The sequence below is a fragment of the Streptomyces noursei genome (assembly GCF_001646665.1).
Taxonomy (GTDB): Bacteria; Actinomycetota; Actinomycetes; order Streptomycetales; family Streptomycetaceae; genus Streptomyces; species Streptomyces lavendulocolor.
Genome location: NZ_LWBU01000091.1, coordinates 40,100 through 57,845, shown reverse-complemented (window position 1 = coordinate 57,845; position 17,746 = coordinate 40,100). Strand labels below are relative to the sequence as shown.

Genomic DNA, 17,746 nt, shown 5'->3' with positions numbered 1-17,746 from the left:
AGCAGCGCACCGCACCACGCCAGGCCGCGCCGCGCGGATCCGCGCCCGCCCGTCCCGGAGCCTTCACCACGCGGGGACACCGTTCAGCGGACCGGGACAGGGGCGCCCGCCAGCACCCGCTCCACGGTGTCCGCGGCGGCCGCCGCGCCACCGGCGGCCCGGATCTCCTCGCGCATCCCCGCCACCCCGGCGGCGACACCGGGGTCCGCCGCCGCATGAGCCACCGCCTCCCGCAGCGACGTGCTCGAAACGGTCTCGCGCGGCAGGTGCACCCCCAGCCGGAGCCGTTCGATCTGCTCGGCGTTGACCCGCTGTTCGGCCATCTGCGGCACGGCCACCAGCGGTACGCCGTGGTGCAGCGCCTCCATGACGCTGCCCATGCCCCCGTGCGTGACGAAGACCGACGCGGCCGCCAGGACGTCGAGCTGGGGAACACTGGCGTGGACCTCGAAGTTGCCCGGCAGGGTCCCCAGCTCGGCCGGGGACACCGCGTCCCCCACGGTCATCACCACATGCCACGGTGAGCCGCCGAACGCCTCGACACAGGCCCGGTAGAACTCCGGGCGGCGGGTGAACTGCGACCCGAGCGAGACGTACAGGACCTCGGCGTCGGGGCGGGGAGGCAGCCAGCGCCCCTGGAAGGACCGGTCGGCCAGCGCCGGCCCGACGTACCGGCAGTCGCCGGCCGCGACGGTCTCCGGACGCCGCTGGAATGCCCGGGGGAAGAACGCCACGACGTGCGGCGGGGCCAGCGTCAGTTCGTGGACCGATGTCAGCCCGGCGGCGGCCACCGCACCGGCCAGCTCGGGGAACCCGGGGATCTCCGCGATGTCCGCGAGCCCGAAGAACTCCTCGACGAGCCCCTGGTAGGGCACGTGCGTCGGGGCGAGCTGCACCACCGGCACCCCCCAGCGGTTGGCCAGCAGCGGCCCCGCCCACGCGTACACGTCGTACAGGACGATGTCGGGCCGGTCCGCACCGAAGGCGGCGTCCAGCTCGTCGAGCGCACCCAGGTTCACCGTGATCGCCTGCCGCACGCCCTCCGCCAGGTCCTCCGGCGCCTCGCCCAGATCGGGCGCGGAGTAGACGACCGGCTCGGCACCGACCGCCCGCACGCACTCGGCGAACGGGGCCGTCACGGCGTAGCTCACCCGGTGGCCGCGGGCGACGAGCTGCTCGACCACCGCCAGCGTCGGCAGGACGTGCCCGTGCTGCGGCACGTTGAACACGGCCACGTGCCGGGCCTGGTACGCGGACGGCGGGGCGGCCACCGGGGCGGTCGCGGAGAAAGCGGTCATGTGGGCATCCCTCGAGAACTGCCGCCGGGCACCGGCCCGGCAGCGACGATCAACCGCTGCGCTAACGCCGCGACTTCCGCCGACGCCATCGGAGTTGCACGAAAATCACTCCAACGGGAGCGAACGACCGCCAACCCCGCCTCCACCCGCCGCCCCCGACCCGGCCTGCGGTCGAGGCGTGTCTCACAGCGCCCGGAGGCCGTGGGCGCGGAACTGCTCGCGCACGCGCTCGACGAGAGCACCGTCCGGTAGGGGGCCGTCCCGGAGGGGGAAGGGCACGCCGAGCGCGTCGTACTTGGGTGCGCCGAGCTTGTGGAAGGGGAGGACGTCGACCCGCTCGACGTTGTCCAGCTCCGCCAGGAAACCGGCCAGACCGTCGATGTGCGCGGGGTCGTCGGTCCAGCCGGGGACGAGGACGTACCGGACATGGGTGGGTACGCCCAGGCGGTGCAGCCGGGTGGCGAAGTCGAGGGTCGGGGCGAGGCGGCCGCCGGTCAGACGCCGGTACACACCGGCGTCGAAGGACTTGATGTCGAGCAGGACGAGATCGGTGTCCGCCAGGAGCGCGTCGCCGGCCCTGCGGCCGAGGGCTCCGGACGTGTCCAGGGCGGTGTGCAGGCCGAGCTCCTTGCACCGGTGCAGCACCTCGGCGGTGAAGACGGGCTGGAGCAGGGGCTCACCCCCGGTGAGGGTCACCCCGCCGCCCGCGAGGTCGGTGAACCGGCGGTACCGCTCGATGCGGGTGACGACCTCGTCCGCGGTGACCGGCTGCCCGTCGCGCAGGTGCCAGGTGTCGGGGTTGGCGCAGTACAGGCAGCGCAGCGGGCAGCCGTTGAGGAAGAGGACGAACCGGGTCCCGGGACCGTCCACGCCGGTGGAGAGGTCCCAGGAGTGGATGCGGCCCGTGGTCATCGCGCACCGTGGAACGTGCGGTTGATGACGTCCAGCTGCTGTTCGCGTGTCAGGCGGACGAAGTTGACGGCGTATCCGGAGACGCGGATCGTCAGGTCCGGGTACTTCTCCGGGTGCTCCATGGCGTCCCGCAGCGTGGCCCGGTCGAGGACGTTGACGTTCATGTGGAATCCGCCGGCGGCGGTGTAGGCGTCGAGGATGCCCACGAGGTTCCCGGCGCGTTCCGCGGGGTCGTGGCCCAGGCCCTCGGGTGTGACCGTGGAGGTCAGCGAGATGCCGTCGCGTGCCTGGTCGTACGGGATCTTGGCGACGGAGAGGGCGGACGCGGCCATGCCGTGGTGGTCGCGGCCGTTCATGGGGTTCGCGCCCGGGGCGAAGGGCGTGCCGGCGCGGCGGCCGTCGGGGGTGTTGCCGGTGTGCTTGCCGTACACGACGTTCGAGGTGATGGTCAGTACCGACTGGGTGTGTGCGGCGCCCCGGTACGTCTCGTGGCGGCGCACCTTGGCCATGAAGGAACGGACCAGGCCGACGGCGATGCTGTCGGCGCGGTCGTCGTCGTTGCCGTAGGACGGGTAGTCGCCCTCGACCCGGTAGTCGACGGCCAGGCCGGTGGCGTCCCGGACGACCCGCACCCGGGCGTACCTGACGGCCGAGAGGCTGTCCGCGGCCACGGACAGGCCCGCGATGCCGCAGGCCATGGTGCGGTGCACGGGGTGGTCGTGCAGGGCCATCTCGATGCGCTCGTAGGCGTACTTGTCGTGCATGCAGTGGATGACGTTCAGGGCGTTGACGTAGGTGGCGGCCAGCCAGTCCAGCATCGTGTCGTACGCCGTCGCGAGCTCGTCGTGGTCGAGGTACTCGCCGGTCAGCGGGGCCGTCGGGGGGCCGATCTGCTCGCCCGTCATCTCGTCGCGGCCGCCGTTGACCGCGTACAGCAGGGCCTTGGCCAGGTTGACACGAGCCCCGAAGAACTGCATCTGCCTGCCCACCGTCATGGCGGAGACGCAGCAGGCGATGGCCGTGTCGTCGCCGGTACGGGGGCGCAGGAGGTCGTCGGACTCGTACTGGAGGGAGCTGGTGTCGACGGACACCTGGGCGCAGAAGCGCTTGAAGCCCTCGGGCAGACGGGGGGACCACAGGACCGTCAGGTTGGGCTCGGGGGCGGGGCCGAGGTTGTACAGGGTCCGCAGGAAGCGGAAGGAGGTGCGGGTCACCAGGGGCCGGCCGTCCTCCCCGATGCCGCCGATGGACTCGGTGACCCACGTCGGGTCGCCGGAGAAGAGGGAGTCGTACTCCGGCGTGCGCAGGAACCGCACGATCCTCAGTTTGATCACGAAGTCGTCGACGAGCTCCTGGGCGCGGCTCTCGTCGATGACCCCTTCGCCGAGGTCACGCTGGAGGTAGACGTCCAGGAACGTCGAGGTGCGGCCCAGGGACATGGCGGCGCCGTTCTGCTCCTTCACCGCGGCGAGGAAGCCCAGGTAGAGCCATTGAACGGCCTCGTGCGCGGTGGCGGCGGGGCGGGAGACGTCGCAGCCGTAAGAGGCGGCCATGCGCTCCAGCTCGCCGAGCGCCCTGATCTGCTCGGCCAGTTCCTCGCGGTCGCGGATGACGTCCGGGGTGGAGGGCCGGGTGTCCAGCCGTGCCCGCTCGGCGCGCTTCGCCTCGATCAGCCGGCCGGTCCCGTACAGCGCGACGCGCCGGTAGTCGCCGATGATCCGGCCACGCCCGTACGCGTCGGGCAGGCCCGTGATGATGCCGGCCTTCCGGGCGCGCAGCATCTCGGGGGTGTAGGCGTCGAAGACGCCGTCGTTGTGCGTCTTGCGATAGGTGCCGAAGACCGTGGTGACGAACGGGTCGGGTGTGAAACCGTACGCGCGCAGGCCGTTGGCGACCATGCGCAGTCCGCCGTTGGGCATGATGGCCCGCTTCAGCGGAGCGTCGGTCTGAAGTCCGACGATCAGCTCCCGGTCCCGGTCGATGTAGCCGGGCGCGTGGGAGGTGATGGTGGAGGGCGTCGCGGTGTCGACGTCGAGGACGCCCTTGCGGCGCTCCTCGGGGAAGAGGGCGGCGACGGTGTTCCACACGGCGAGCGTGCGGTCGGTGGGACCGGCCAGGAACGCGGCATCGCCCTCGTACGGCGTGTAGTTCGCCTGGATGAAGGCCCGCACGTCGATGCGCTGCTGCCACTGCTCACCGGTGAAACCGTGCCACGCGCTGTCGGTGGGCCGGGGGTCGGCGGAAGGTCGGACGGTCACGGTCATCTAGTCATCTCCGGGGGACGGCGGCCGGCGGGGCGGGGAGGGCCCGGCCTCGCCCTCGATGTTCGTCGCTCGCCCGCCACCGGGCCCAGGGCCGGTGAGGCAGGCCATGTCGCCGACCGGCCTTCTCCCGCGGGGGCGGACGGGGCCGGTGGTCCCGACGGCCCGGGGGACCGTCCGCCCGCGCTCGGAGCGGGCGACCGTCGTGCGGCGGGGAGGTCCATCGGCCGTGCGGTGAACCGGGCGTCAGGTCGAGGGCAGTGGCCGGGGACCGGCGTAGTAGGCGGCGCGCATGATGTCCTCCATGTCGTCGAGCATCGGCGTGCGCGGGTTGGCCGGGGCGCACTGGTCCTCGTAGGCGTTCAGCGCCTGTGCGGGAAGGGCCGTGACGAAGGCCGTCTCGTCGATGCCCAGGGCGCGGAAGGACGGCTCGATGCCGACTCCGTCGCGCAGGCGTTCCACCGCTGCGGCGTAGGAGGCCACGCCTTCGGCGGGCGTGGCGGCGGGCAGGCCGAGGGTTCGGGCGATGTCCTGGAAGCGTTCCGGTGCCCGGTAGCTCTCGTACTTCGGCCACCCCGTCGGCTTGGCGGGAACGCTGCCGTTGTAGCGGATCACGTGCGGGAGCAGGATCGCGTTCGTCCGGCCGTGGGCGATGTGGAAGGTGGCGCCCAGCGTGTGGGACATGGCGTGGACGATGCCGAGGAAGGCGTTGCCGAAGGCCATGCCGGCGATGGTGCCGGCGTTGTGCATCTTCTCCCGGGCCAGGGTTCGCTCCGCGTCCCGGCCGGTGACCGAGGTCTCGAGGTTCTCGAAGATCAGCTTGATGGCGTGCAGCGCCAGGCCGTCGGTGAAGTCGTTGGCGTAGACCGACACGTAGGCCTCGGTGGCGTGGGTGAGGGCGTCGAAACCGCTGTCGGCCGCGAGCGAGGAGGGCAGGCCGGCGGTCAGGACGGGGTCGACGATGGCGACACTGGGCGTCAGTGCGTAGTCGGCGAGCGGGTACTTCTTGCCGGTCGCCGGGTCGGAGATCACCGCGAACGGGGTGACCTCGGCGCCGGTGCCCGAGGTGGTGGGCACGCAGACCAGGCGGGCCCGCTCACCGAGTACGGGGAAGCGGAAGGCCCGCTTGCGGATGTCGGAGAACTTCTGCCGCATGTCGGCGAAGTCGACGTCCGGCTGCTCGTACAGCAGCCACATCACCTTCGCCGCGTCCATGGGGGATCCGCCGCCCAGGGCGATGATGGTGTCCGGGCGGAAGTCGCGCATGAGGGCGGCGCCGCGCTGGACGGAGGCGATGCTGGGCTCGGGTTCGACGTCGTCGACGACCTGGATGGTCACGGGGTGTTCCCGCTGCCGCAGGACGCGGCTGACGCGGTCGACGTAGCCGAGCCGGGTCATGGTGGCGTCGGTGACCACGGTGACGCGGTGCACGCCGGGCATCGCTGCCAGGTAGCGGATGGCCTGCGGCTCGAAGTAGATCTTCGGCGGCACTTTGAACCACTGCAGGTTGTTCTGCCGGGTGGTGACGCGCTTGATGTTGAGCAGCTGGGCGGCGGACACGTTGTCGGAGACCGACGTGCTGCCCCAGGAGCCGCAGCCCAGGGTGAGGGAGGGAAGCAGACGGTTGTAGATGCCGCCGATCGCGCCCTGTGACGAGGGGGAGTTGACGATGATCCGCACGGTCTTCATGCGGCGGCCGTAGCGTTCGGCGAGGGTGGCGTCGCCGGTGTGGATCACCGCGCTGTGGCCCTGACCGTGGAAGTCCACCATGTCGGCCGCGAGGTCGAAGCCCTCCTCGGCCGAGCCGGCCCGCAGGACGGTGAGGACCGGGCAGAGCTTCTCCCGGGTGAGCGGCTCGTCGGGCCCGACACCGCTCGCCTCGGCCAGGATGAGCGACGTCTCGGCGGGGACCGCGAACCCCGCCCGCTCGGCGATCCAGGCGGGGCTCCGGCCCACGGCCGCCGGGTTGACACGGCCCTGCCGTCCGGCCGGGTCCGGCGGGAACAGGTAGGTCTCCAGCTTCCGCTTCTCCTCGGCCGTCGCGACGTGGGCGTGCAGGCGCCGGAACTCGGCCAGGGCCTGCTCGTAGATGCCGGTGTCGAGGATGACGGCCTGTTCGGAGGCGCAGATCATGCCGTTGTCGAAGGACTTGGACAGCACCAGGTCGTTGACCGCCCGGCGCAGATCCGCACTGTGGTGCACGTAGGCGGGGACGTTGCCCGCGCCGACGCCGACGGCGGGCTTGCCCGCCGAGTAGGCCGCCTTGACCATGCTGTTCCCGCCGGTCGCGAGAATCATCGCCACGCCCGGGTGGTGCATGAGGAGGCCGGTGGCCTCGATCGAGGGTGCCTCGATCCACTGCACGCAGTGCTCGGGCGCCCCGGCGGCGACGGCGGCGTCCCGCACGATGCGGGCTGCCTCGGCGCTGCACGCCTGCGCGGAGGGGTGGAAGGCGAAGACGACCGGGTTGCGCGTCTTCAGGGCCAGCAGCGCCTTGAAGATTGTGGTGGACGTCGGATTGGTGACCGGGGTGATCGCGCAGAGCACGCCGACGGGTTCGGCGATCTCGATGATGCCCTCGATGTCGTCACGCGCGACGACGCCGACCGTCTTCGTCCGGGCCATGCCGTGGGTGACGTGCTCGCAGGCGAACATGTTCTTCGCCGCCTTGTCCTCGAACACCCCGCGACCGGTCTCCTCCACCGCGAGGTGCGCCAGGGCGGTGTGCTGGTCCAGAGCGGCGACGGACGCCTTGGCGACGATGTGGTCGACCTGCTCCTGCGTCAGGGACTCGAAGTCGGCGAGCGCCTTGACGGCGTGGTCGACGAGTCGGTTCACGGCGATCCGTGCCTCGGAGGGGACGCCCCCGTCGGAGGTGTCGCTGCGGTCACTGGTCACCTGCGTCATGGATGGCTCCCTGGATGCGGGGGGTGGGGATCGGCCGGTCACGCGGGTCGGCCGCTCGTCGTCTCGGCCCCAGCCTGGTGCCGGGGATGCCGGTGGCGAAGGTCCCGAAGGTCCCGGTGAGGGACCCAGTGGTCTCCGGAGCGTCCCGGTCAGGCGGTCCTGCGGTCCCACTCGGGGGCGACCCGCGCCCATTCCCGGCCCCACTGCGCGGCGCGGCGCCGCTCGTGGCGCCGTCGTACGAGCCGGTGGACGGCGAGCACCAGGAAACCGAGGCCCACCGTGACGGCGAGAGCGGCTGCCGCGGCATCGAACCGTGCGGCGGCCGGCGCCGGCGGTGCGGAGGTCATCGCCCCGTCCTCGTCCGTCCACACCGGGACACGCGCCCCGCGCTCCAGATGGCTTCCGACCGGAACCCGCGCCGTGTGCGCGGTGCCGTCGGGCGCGGTCCACCGGGCGGTGGCCCGGGTGCGGGTGCTGCCCCTCGCCGCGGGAGCCGGATCCTCCACCAGCACCGCATTGGTGAGGTGTCGCTCGGTCAGCTGGCGTGCCCGGCCCTCCAGCACCGTGTCCCAGGCCACCGCGCCGCCCAGCGGCGCACCGACGAACCCGGCCACCCCCAGGAGCAGGAGGATCCAGCCCTCCACCGCGTGGGAACGGTGACGCAGTTCGTTGCCGCGCCACCGCCACAGCCACACCTTCCGGACGGGCGCTGCGGCACCTTCTTTTTCCCGGCCGGCCGGGAGCCCGGTGCTCATCGCGGGTCGAGAAGGGCCGCGACGTACTGGGTCAGGTCGACGAGACGGTTGGTGTACCCCCACTCGTTGTCGTACCAGCCGAAGACCTTGACCAGGTTCCCGTGCGCCTGGGTCAGCGGGGCGTCCACGATGCACGAGGCCGGGTCGCCGACGATGTCGCGCGAGACGATCGGCGCGTCACTGACGCGCAGGATGCCCTTCAGGGGCCCGTCGGCCGCTTCGCGGAACGCGTCGTTGACGTCCTGGGCGCTCACCGGCTGTTCGAGTACGAGACCGAGGTCGGTCAGCGAGCCGTCCTCGACCGGCACGCGCACCGCGATGCCGTCCAGGGTGCCCGCCAGTTCGGGAAGGACCAGCCCGACGGCCCGGGCGGCACCGGTACTGGTCGGGATGATGTTGACGGCCGCCGTACGGCCCCGGCGCAGGTCCTTGTGCGGGCCGTCGAGCACGACCTGGTCGTTGGTGTAGCCGTGGATGGTGGTCATCAGGCCCTTGACGATCCCGAAGCGGTCGTGGAGGACCTTCACCATCGGGGCCACGCAGTTGGTGGTGCAGGACGCGTTGGAGATCACGTGGTCGAGCCGCGGGTCGTAGGTGTACTCGTTGACCCCCATGACGATGGTGGCGTCCACGCCCTTGCCCGGGACCGACAGCAGGACCTTGCGCGCTCCCGCCCGCACGTGCCGGCCGGCCTCCTCCCGCGTACGGAAGCGGCCGGTGGCCTCGACGACCACGTCGACGCCCAGGGCCTCCCAGGGCAGCCCGGCCGGGTCGCGCTCGGACATGACGGCGATGCGGTGCCCGTCCACCGTGATCGACTCGTCGTCGTGCTCGACGGTGCGGCCGAGCCGGCCGTAGGTCGAGTCATAGGTGAGCAGGTGGGCCAGCGCCGCCGGAGGGGCGAGGTCGTTGACGGCCACCACCTCCACCGGCGTACCGCTCGCCGCCTCCGCGCGTTCCATGACGCAGCGCAGGTAGCTGCGCCCGATGCGCCCGAAGCCGTTGATCGCCATGCGTACGGTCATTTCCGCCGCCCTCCTGAGGGGTGCCTGTGCAGGTGGTGCCAGCGTGCGGGCACCCGGCCACCCCGCGGCAGGGGTCGGTCGGGCCGTCCCCCCGCCATTGGGCCCTCGTCTCCCGCACGCCGGGCGGCCCGGGCGGATCACCGGCCAGACGGTCCGGCCCCGGACGAAGGCATGGCAGGGCGCCGTCCGCCCCCTCTGTGCCCGCCCAGGCACACCCCCGGGCAGATGTCGGCTCCGTACGCGCCCCCGGCCCGGGGCCGAACGGCCTTCCGCAGGACGCCCGTACGTCCCGGACGGGCGGTCGGCGCGGGGGACCGGTCGCACCGTGGAGGCGGCCCGGTCGGCTCTGCCGGCGGGGGTCGGCGCCGGACAGGCTGAGAGCGATCGAGGAGGTGTTCCCATGAGCGGTCTCAAGACCGGCCGGGCGCTCGATGTCCGGGTCAGCAGCCGGGGGCAAGTGCCCCGTGGTGCGGATGCCTACGCACGGGAGACGGTGCTCGCGGCCCTCGGCCACGTCGGCGAACCGGTGTCGGCCGCCCGGGTGAAGCCCACCGCTACGACGGCCACTACGGGCTGATCGCCCCGGCCCGGTGGACCGCCCCCCCGGCCCGGAAACCCCGGCCCGGCAGCACCCCCGTCCCGACCCGCACCCCCACCACCGGCCGCCGTGAACGGCCCGACCCCTCTCCGCCGGCACGTGCGCACCCCGGCGGGTGGGCCCGGCCTTCGCCCCGTCCGCGGCCGCTTCCCGACGCAAACGTCCCCTCACCCGGAGGATTCCATGTCACGACGTCTTGTCATCGCCGCTGTGGACGGCTCGGCCGAGTCGCGGGCAGCCGCGCGGTGGGCTGCCCGTGAGGCACTGCTGCGCGGTCTCCCCCTGCACATCGTCCACGCCTGGCAGGAGTGGTCGCCGGGCTCCGTCCACGCCCCGTTCACGGGTGCGGACACCGCACCCGGCGGGACGACCGTCACCCAGCACTGGGCCGAGCGTGTCCCGCGTGACGTGGCCGAGCGGCTGCGGGAGGACCATCCCGGTCTGCGGATCGGCGTCGAGCAGGTCTTCGGCCGTCCCGTCGAGGTGCTGCTCGCCGCCGCGAACGAGGCGGAGGTCCTGGTCCTGGGTTCGCGGGGGCTGGGAGCACTGGGGGGCTTCCTCGCGGGATCGGTGTCGATGCCCGTCATCGCACACGCCGAGCGCCCCGTCGTCCTCGTACGGGCCGGCGAGCGCGCCGAGGACGAACCGCGGTACGAGGGCGGGGGCGAGGCCCGCCGGGTGCGGCACCTCGATGTGGTGCTGGGACTCGACCTCACCCGGCCGTGCGACGAGGTGATCGAGTACGCCTTCGCCGCGGCCGCCGCACGCGGGGCCGGCCTGAGGGTCGTCCACGGATGGAACACACCGATCATGTCCGGGTACGAGCCCGCAGCCGCCGATCCCGGACACGGCGTCGCGATGGGCCTGCGGGAGGCGAGCGCGCTGACCGACGCCCTGCGGCCGTGGCGCGGCAAGTTCCCGGACGTCGACGTCAAGGAGCAGTGCGTGGTGGGCCGGGCGGCCGACCACCTGGTGGACGCCTCGAAGGACGCCTCGCTGCTGGTCGTGGGGCGGCGGGTACGCCGCGCGGCACTCGGTACGCGCATCGGCCCGGTCACGCACGCGGTGCTGCACCATGCTGCGGCGCCTGTCGCGGTGGTGCCGCACCTCTGACCGTCGGTCGGAGCCGGGACGACAGCACTGGACGCTGCGGACGGGGCCGGGCGCGGACGTTGTCCTCCAAGGGCGGCGGCCGCGTCCGGCCCCGGCGTTCCCGACGGTGCGGCGTCGGGGCGGTCGCGTACGGCCCGGCAAGGCCGACCGGACCACCGGCACGGGAACGCCGACAGCCCCGGCCTCCGCGCGGAGGCCGGGGCTGTCACCCGCGCACGGGATCCCCCGGGGCGTCAGGGCATGGGCCCGTGCCGCGGGGCCCCTCGGGGCTGTCCGGAGCGGGGTGTCGAACCGAGTGGCCCGTCCCGCCCCGCCGTTGGGCGGCGGACGCGGTACCCGCACCGGCCCCGCCGGTCCCGCACACGGGGGCCGCCTCTCACGACGCCTGCCCGGAGCGGGAATCGTGGCCGTACATGCTTGTCGCGGCGACCAGGGCGAGCGATCCGACCGCCATCATGATCAGTCCCACCAGCGGCCGGTCGGCGCCGTCCCACTGCCAGTCGACGGCGAAGACGAGAATCGCGCCGAGCCCTATCGATGTGACGGCTCCGATGGCCAGCAGTCCGGGCATGGGGCCCACCTCCCTGAGCGGCTGATGGGCGCCCTGCCCATGTCCGGATCTCACTGTTGCCGAACAGCGGGGCGTTGCGCAGGGGCCTGATGGCCCGTCCGGCGCCGCCATGAGGCCCGCACCGCGGCGGACACAGTGGCGGACACAGTGGCGGGCCGGCGGGCCGAGTGCACCGGCCCGCCGGCCCGGGGGACCGGAGCCGGGCTCAGCTCAGGGCCGCGCCGAGTGCCAGGAAGCCGGCGACCGCCACGAGCAGCATGCCCATGAGGGGTGCCATGAAGCGCAGGTACTGGTCGTAACGGACCTTGGCCAGGGCGAGGCCGCCCATGACGACGGCGGACGTCGGGGTGATGAGGTTCACCCATCCCGAGGCCGACTGGTAGGCGGTGACCACCAGTGCCCGGCTGACCCCGGCGAAGTCGGCCAGCGGCGCGAGGATGGGCATGGCGAGGGCCGCGTGGCCGGAGGAGGAGGGGACGAAGAACGCCAGGGGGAGGTTCACCCCGAACATCAGCACGGCGAACGCGCCGGACGACGTGCCCGATACGGCGCTGTGCAGGGTGTTCAGGATGGTGTCGGTGACACTGGCGTTGTTCATGATGATGGTGACGCCCCTGGCCAGCATGACGATCACGGCCGCGCCGATGAAGTCTCCCGCTCCGGCGGTGATGGCCTCCGCGGTCCCCTTCTCCCGCAGGCCTCCGATCAGGCCGACGAGGACGGACGCGACGATGAACAGGGCGGCGAGTTCGGGGAAGTACCAGCCGAGTGCGGGCAGGAAGGTGATGTGCAGATCAGCCCACGGGACCACGGCGAAGATCATCAAGAGGAAGGTGGCCGCGAAGAGGCCCAGGACGACGCGCTGACGGCCGGTGAGGTCCGCCCGGCCGCCGCCCTCCGCCCGGAGGCGGTGGTCGTCCTCGGTGAGCGGCGTCAGGGAGCGGGCGGGGTCGGCGGTGATGCGGTGGGCGTAGCGCAGCACGTACGCGGCTGCCAGCGCCGTCAGGCAGGCCCACATCGCCAGGCGCAGCAGAATGCCGTCCCCGGTGCCGATGCCGGCGCTGTCGGAGGCGACTCCGGTGGCGAACGGGTTCACGGTGGAGGCGAGGGTGCCGACTCCGGCGCCGACCATGATGACGGTCGCGGCGACCATGCGGTCGTAACCGAGGCCGAGCATCAGGGGGATCATGAGCCCGTAGAAGCCGAGGGTCTCCTCCGCCATGCCGTAGGTGGTACCGCCGAGGGAGAACACCGCCATGAGGACGACGAGCAGTATCGCCCGGTGGTGGCGCAGGCGTTGGGCGAGGCGTGCGACTCCGGCGGTGAGGGCGCCGGTGCGCATCGTGACGGTGATGAAGGCGCCCACGGCCAGGATGAAGAGGAACACTCCGGCTGCGCCCGCGAAGGTGCCGGTGGCCCCGGGGCTGGTGAGACCGCTCTGGGTGTCGGTGACCCCGTACAGGCCGTTGACCGGTGAGAGGAACAGGTCCTTGAGCCGCTCCCAGAAGCCCGCGGTCACCTCCACCGGCCGGTAGGTGCCGGGGACGGGGCTGCCGTCCCTGGTGTCGTAGCGGCCGGCGGGCAGCACGAAGGTCAGGGCCCAGACCATGACCGTGACCGCCACCAGGACGGTGAAGGCGGAGGGGAAGGCGAAGCGCCGCCTGGTGGGCGCGGTGCCGGCATCGTCGGCGGCGGGCTCGGGGGTCACGGGGGGTGTGTCGAGGCTCATGTCAGGTCCTCATGCGCGTCGGGGCGGCGGTCGAGATCGCGGCCGGTGGGTGTGACGACGGTGCCGGCGGTCCCGTCGAGGATGGCGCGGGCGTCCCGGAGGGCGCCGATGGCGGCGGTGCCGCCCGTGAGCTCCACGAACCGGCACACTGCGTCGACCTTGGGGCCCATCGAGCCCGCCGGGAATTCCAGGGCCCGGAGCGCCGCGGGGGTGGTGTGCCGGATGGGTTCGGCGTCGGGGGTGCCGTAGTGGAGCGAGACGTGGGGGACGTCGGTGAGCAGCAGCAGGGCGTCGGCGTCGAGCGCCTCGGCCAGAAGCGCCGCGGTGAGGTCCTTGTCCACCACCGCCTCGACACCGGTCAGATGTCCCCGCTCGTCCCGGATGACCGGTACGCCGCCGCCTCCGGCGCACACGGCCACCGCTCCCGACTGGAGCAGCAGCCGGATCAGCCGGGTCTCCACGACCCGCTGCGGGCGGGGCGAGGGCACGACGCGCCGCCAGTGCGTGCCGTCCTGCCTGACCGTCCAGCCCCGGTCGGCGGCCTGCCGTTCGGCCTCGCCCCGGTCGTAGACGGGGCCGACGAATTTGGCCGGGTCGGCGAAGGCGGGGTCGGCGGCGGAGACCAGGGTCTGGTTCAGCAGGGCGCACACCTGTCGGCCGGGCAGGGCGTTCTGCAGGGACTGCAGGAGCCAGTAGCCGATCATGCCCTGGGTCTCCGCGCCCAGGACGTCGAAGGGGTAGGGGCTGCTCAGGGAGCGGTCCTCGGCGCTTTCCAGGGCGAGGACGCCGACCTGGGGGCCGTTGCCGTGGGTGATGACGAGCTCGTGCTCACGGGCGAGCGGGGCGAGGGCCGCCACGGCGGCGCGGACGTTGGCGAGTTGCACGGCGGCGTCCGGCCGTTCCTCGCGGCGGAGCAGGGCGTTGCCACCCAGGGCGACGACGACACGCATGAGTGTTCTCCAGGGGGTGGGTGGCGGGCGGGGTCAGTCGGCGAGGGTGGCGACGAGAACCGCCTTGATGGTGTGGAGCCGGTTCTCGGCCTGGTCGAACACGATGGAGTGGGAGGACTCGAAGACCTCGTCGGTGACCTCCAGCGCGGTCATGCCGGTGCGGGCGGCGATCTTCGCGCCGACGGTGGTGTCGCTGTTGTGGAAGGCCGGGAGGCAGTGCATGAACTTCACCCGCGGGTTGCCGGTCGCCCGGAGGACGGCGGAGGTCACCTGGTAGGGCTTGAGCAGGGCGATGCGCTCGTCCCACAGCTCCGGGGGCTCCCCCATCGACAGCCAGACGTCGGTGTAGACGAAGTCGACGCCGGCCACACCTTCGGCCACGTTCTCGGTGAGTGTGATCCGCGCGCCGGTGCCGGCTGCCACCTTGCGTGCCTCGTCGACCATGCCGGGCGCGTTGTGCAGGGAGCCGGGGCCGACCATGCGCACGTCCATGCCGAGCATCGCAGCGGTGATCAGCAATGAGTTGCCGACGTTGTTCCGGGCGTCCCCCAGGTAGGCGAAGGACACCTGGTGGAGCGGCTTGTCGGTGTGTTCCCACATGGTGAGCACGTCGGCGAGCGACTGGGTGGGATGCCACTGGTCGGTCAGCCCGTTCCACACCGGAACACCGGCGTACCGGGCCAGCTCCTCCACCAGGCGCTGGTCACTGCCCCGGTACTCGATGCCGTCGTAGTAACGGCCCAGCACCCGGGCGGTGTCCTTGATGGATTCCTTGTGTCCGAGCTGTGAGCCGGCGGGATCGAGGTAGGTCACGTGCGCGCCCTGCTGGTGGGCGGCCACTTCGAACGCGCAGCGGGTCCTGGTCGAGGTCTTCTCGAAGATGACGGCGATGTTCTTGCCGCGCAGTCGCTGCTCCTCGCATCGGTCGTGGCGGGCCGCCTTGATCCGTGCGGACAACTCCAGCAGGTGGCGGAACTCCTCCGGGGTGAAGTCGAGTTCCTTGAGGAAGGTGCGGTGGCTCAGGTCGACGGACATGCTCGTATCTCCCGGGTGCGTGCGTCAGAGGTGGGAAGAGGCAGGTGGTGGCGGAACGCCGGGTGCGTCAGGCGGCTTCTCGCTCGATGGGGCAGCTCATGCACCGCGGGCCGCCGCGGCCCCGGCCGAGCTCGCTGCCGCGCACGGTGACGACCTCGATCCCCCTCTTGCGCAGGTACGTGTTGGTGGTGACGTTGCGCTCGTAGGCGACGACCACACCGGGCTCCACGGCCAGCACGTTGCAGCCGTCGTCCCACTGCTCCCGCTCGGCGGACCGCACGTCCTGGCTGGGGGTGAGCACGTTGATGGACGGAAGCCCCAGTGCGTCCGCGATGGCCTGGTCCATGTGCTCGGGCACGTGGTCCGTGATCTTCAGACCCTGCCCGCCCGCGCCGGGTTCGATCGTGGACGCCGGCAGCATCCCCAACCCGGCGTAACGGGTGAAGGTGTCCCCGCTGACCATCGTCATCACGGTGTCCAGGTGCATGAAGCTGCGGCGCTTGGGCATGTTGACCGCCACCACCCGCCGGGCGGAGCCCGCGGCGAACATCCGCAGTGCCAGGTTCTCCACCGCCTGCGGGGTGGTCCGCTCACTCATGCCGATGAGCACGGCGCCGTTGCCGATGACGAGCACGTCACCGCCCTCGATGGTGGCGGGGTAGGCGCCCTCGCCGTCGGTCCACCGGTGGAACTCGCCCTTGTCGAAGAGAGGGTGGTGGCGGTAGATCGCCTCGAAATGGACCGTCTCCCTGCGACGGGCCCGCTTGCTCATCGGGTTGATGCTCACCCCGTCGTACGCCCAGCACGACGTGTCGCGCGTGAACAGGTGATTGGGCAGCGGTGCGAGCAGGAAGTCGTCGGGTGCCATGGCGTGGAGCCGGACACTCGGCAGGGTCCCGACCCGCTCGAGCAGTTCGCTCCTGGTGACACCGCCGATGAGACAGGCGGTCAGCGCGTCCGGCTCCAAGGAGTCGAAGTACGCCCGGAACCGATCGGTGGCCGAGGCCCCGAACTCCCGCTCGTCGAAGACACGCTCCATGATCAGCTGCCGGGCGGCGGGCAGTGCCAACGTCTCCGTCAGCAGGTCCGCGAAGAGATGGACACGCACTCCCCGGTCCCGCAGCGTGTCGGCGAAGGCGTCGTGCTCCTCGCGGGCGCGCTTGACCCACAGCACGTCGTCGAAGAGGAGAGCGTCCTTGTTGGTGGGCGTGAGGCGTTTCAGCTCCAGGTCCGGCCGGTGCAGGATGACCTGCTTCAGACGGCCGGTCTCGGAGTCGACGTGAAAGGACATGGCATCCCCGTGAGGTCGGTGACGAAGTGCCGCGCATACAGGGCACATGACGTGCTCCCCGGGCGTCTGCGGGACGGACGCCCGGGGAGCAGTCGAACCCTGTCACTCGCGACCCGCCCGACCCGGACGGCAACGGTCCCCGGTGTCAGGCTGTGCGGTACCCGGGGGAGAGGGCCGGTCCGGCCGGTACGCAGGGCCCTTCGGCCCCTGGGTCGTGCGGCGGACGGGCGGGCACGCGCGGGGATCCCGGCGCGGGGGTGGGTCCGCTACACGTCGTCGTGCGGCACCACGGCCACAGGTGACCCGCAGTGGTGCAGCACGGCGTGCGTGACGGAGCCCAGGTGCGCGCCGAGCCGTGCCCGGCGCGTGCGGCGGCCCACGACGACCAGACCCGCGTCCTGCGAGGCGTCGACCAGATCGCGCGCGGGACGCCCGAGCCGGCACAGCGCGGTGACGGGCACGGAGGGGAACTTGTGGCGCCAGGGCCGCAGCGCCTCGGTCAGCGCTTCGTCCTTCGCGATCGCCACCCCCGCCGTCAACGCACGCCCTGACGGGGTGGAGTCGGCTCCATGGAAGGGCGGAGGACTCCAGCTGTGGACGACCCGCACGGAGGTACCGTGTTCGGCGGCGTGGGCGAAGGCGAACCCCAGCACCTCGTCGCAGCCGCCGGACAGGTCGACCCCGACGACGACCGGACCGGAGTCCTGCCATGGGGGCGGACCGGGGGGACCCGCGCTCTCCATGGGCGCGCGGACGAGCACCACCGGGCGGGAGGCGTGTGCCACCACGGACAGCGACACGGAGCCGAGGGCGAACCCGGCCACGGCACCCAGCCCCCGTGACCCGAGGACCAGCAGATCCTCCTTCCGCGCGATGTCGCACAAGGTCTCGACCGGGTCACCGCACACGTACCCGGTCACCACGTCCAGGCCCGGATGGGCGTCGCGCACACGCGAGGCGACCGCGCGCGGACTCCATTCGGGCCGGTCGTACTCCGTGTCCCGGCCGACCAGGGGCGTGTGGACGTCCGGCCGGATGTCCCACACCTGCACCAGCTTCAGCGTCAGACACCGGCGTGACGCCTCCCCGGCGGCCCAGCGGACGGCTTCCGCGCATACTCGGGAACCGTCGAGGCCGACGGTGAGTGAGCGGGACATACGCGGACCTCCGATGGGCAGACGGGTGTTCCCGTCAGCATGCTGGCCGCGGCGGACCCGACGCAGGGGCCGCTGGTCCCTTCCACGGGTCCGGCCTGCCCTGTGTACGGAAGCCCGCCGGCCTACCCGCCCGATCCGTGATCG

At 72.2% G+C, this 17,746-nt stretch carries 14 protein-coding genes; 2 read left to right on the top strand and 12 right to left on the bottom strand.

What is annotated here, in order from left to right; all coding sequences use genetic code 11:
- Window positions 1–83: 83 nt before the first annotated feature.
- From A4V12_RS08610 to gap, 6 genes are all read right to left on the bottom strand, one after another.
- Window positions 84–1,298 carry a macrolide family glycosyltransferase gene (locus A4V12_RS08610; RefSeq protein WP_064068651.1) on the bottom strand — a complete coding sequence of 405 codons (1,215 nt, stop codon included), beginning with the start codon at window positions 1,296–1,298 and terminating at the stop codon, window positions 84–86.
- A 183-nt stretch (window positions 1,299–1,481) separates the two neighbouring features.
- On the bottom strand, window positions 1,482–2,210 hold the full coding sequence (gene pflA, locus A4V12_RS08605; protein WP_064068650.1) for a pyruvate formate-lyase-activating protein: 729 nt from the start codon (window positions 2,208–2,210) through the stop codon (window positions 1,482–1,484).
- The gene (gene pflB / locus A4V12_RS08600) at window positions 2,207–4,474 is read right to left on the bottom strand and encodes a formate C-acetyltransferase (protein ID WP_107415364.1); all 2,268 of its coding nucleotides are present in this window, start codon (window positions 4,472–4,474) and stop codon (window positions 2,207–2,209) included. Before pflB ends, pflA begins: the two co-directional genes overlap by 4 nt.
- Window positions 4,475–4,717: 243 nt before the next feature.
- Window positions 4,718–7,378 carry a bifunctional acetaldehyde-CoA/alcohol dehydrogenase gene (gene adhE, locus A4V12_RS08595; protein ID WP_064068649.1) on the bottom strand — a complete coding sequence of 887 codons (2,661 nt, stop codon included), beginning with the start codon at window positions 7,376–7,378 and terminating at the stop codon, window positions 4,718–4,720.
- A gap of 149 nt (window positions 7,379–7,527) precedes the next feature.
- A complete protein-coding gene (locus tag A4V12_RS08590) occupies window positions 7,528–8,133 on the bottom strand; it encodes an Rv1733c family protein (protein WP_064068648.1) in 606 nt (201 codons plus the stop codon).
- On the bottom strand, window positions 8,130–9,158 hold the full coding sequence (gap, locus tag A4V12_RS08585) for a type I glyceraldehyde-3-phosphate dehydrogenase (RefSeq protein ID WP_064068647.1): 1,029 nt from the start codon (window positions 9,156–9,158) through the stop codon (window positions 8,130–8,132). The genes A4V12_RS08590 and gap overlap by 4 nt, the downstream gene beginning before the upstream one ends.
- 400 nt (window positions 9,159–9,558) lie before the next feature.
- Here gap and A4V12_RS37415 point away from each other — a divergent pair, with 400 nt between their 5' ends.
- Window positions 9,559–9,735, top strand: a complete 177-nt coding sequence (locus A4V12_RS37415) for a hypothetical protein (protein ID WP_159028832.1) — start codon at window positions 9,559–9,561, stop codon at window positions 9,733–9,735.
- Between the two features lie 204 nt (window positions 9,736–9,939).
- Window positions 9,940–10,869, top strand: a complete 930-nt coding sequence (locus A4V12_RS08580; protein ID WP_064068646.1) for a universal stress protein — start codon at window positions 9,940–9,942, stop codon at window positions 10,867–10,869.
- Between the two features lie 376 nt (window positions 10,870–11,245).
- Here A4V12_RS08580 and A4V12_RS08575 read toward each other — a convergent pair whose 3' ends face one another.
- From A4V12_RS08575 to A4V12_RS08550, 6 genes are all read right to left on the bottom strand, one after another.
- Window positions 11,246–11,440, bottom strand: coding sequence for a hypothetical protein (locus A4V12_RS08575; protein WP_064068645.1), 195 nt, complete (start codon window positions 11,438–11,440; stop codon window positions 11,246–11,248).
- A 205-nt stretch (window positions 11,441–11,645) separates the two neighbouring features.
- Window positions 11,646–13,169, bottom strand: coding sequence for a YfcC family protein (locus tag A4V12_RS08570; RefSeq protein WP_064068644.1), 1,524 nt, complete (start codon window positions 13,167–13,169; stop codon window positions 11,646–11,648).
- Window positions 13,166–14,119 carry a carbamate kinase gene (arcC, locus tag A4V12_RS08565; RefSeq protein ID WP_064068643.1) on the bottom strand — a complete coding sequence of 318 codons (954 nt, stop codon included), beginning with the start codon at window positions 14,117–14,119 and terminating at the stop codon, window positions 13,166–13,168. The genes A4V12_RS08570 and arcC overlap by 4 nt, the downstream gene beginning before the upstream one ends.
- Before the next feature lie 33 nt (window positions 14,120–14,152).
- Window positions 14,153–15,154, bottom strand: a complete 1,002-nt coding sequence (gene argF, locus A4V12_RS08560; RefSeq protein WP_064068642.1) for an ornithine carbamoyltransferase — start codon at window positions 15,152–15,154, stop codon at window positions 14,153–14,155.
- Window positions 15,155–15,221: 67 nt separating this feature from the next.
- Window positions 15,222–16,445: an arginine deiminase gene (locus tag A4V12_RS08555; RefSeq protein WP_064068641.1), complete on the bottom strand. Its 1,224-nt coding sequence runs from the start codon at window positions 16,443–16,445 to the stop codon at window positions 15,222–15,224.
- Window positions 16,446–16,711: 266 nt separating this feature from the next.
- A complete protein-coding gene (locus tag A4V12_RS08550) occupies window positions 16,712–17,602 on the bottom strand; it encodes a universal stress protein (protein ID WP_064068640.1) in 891 nt (296 codons plus the stop codon).
- Between the last annotated feature and the right edge of the window lie 144 nt (window positions 17,603–17,746).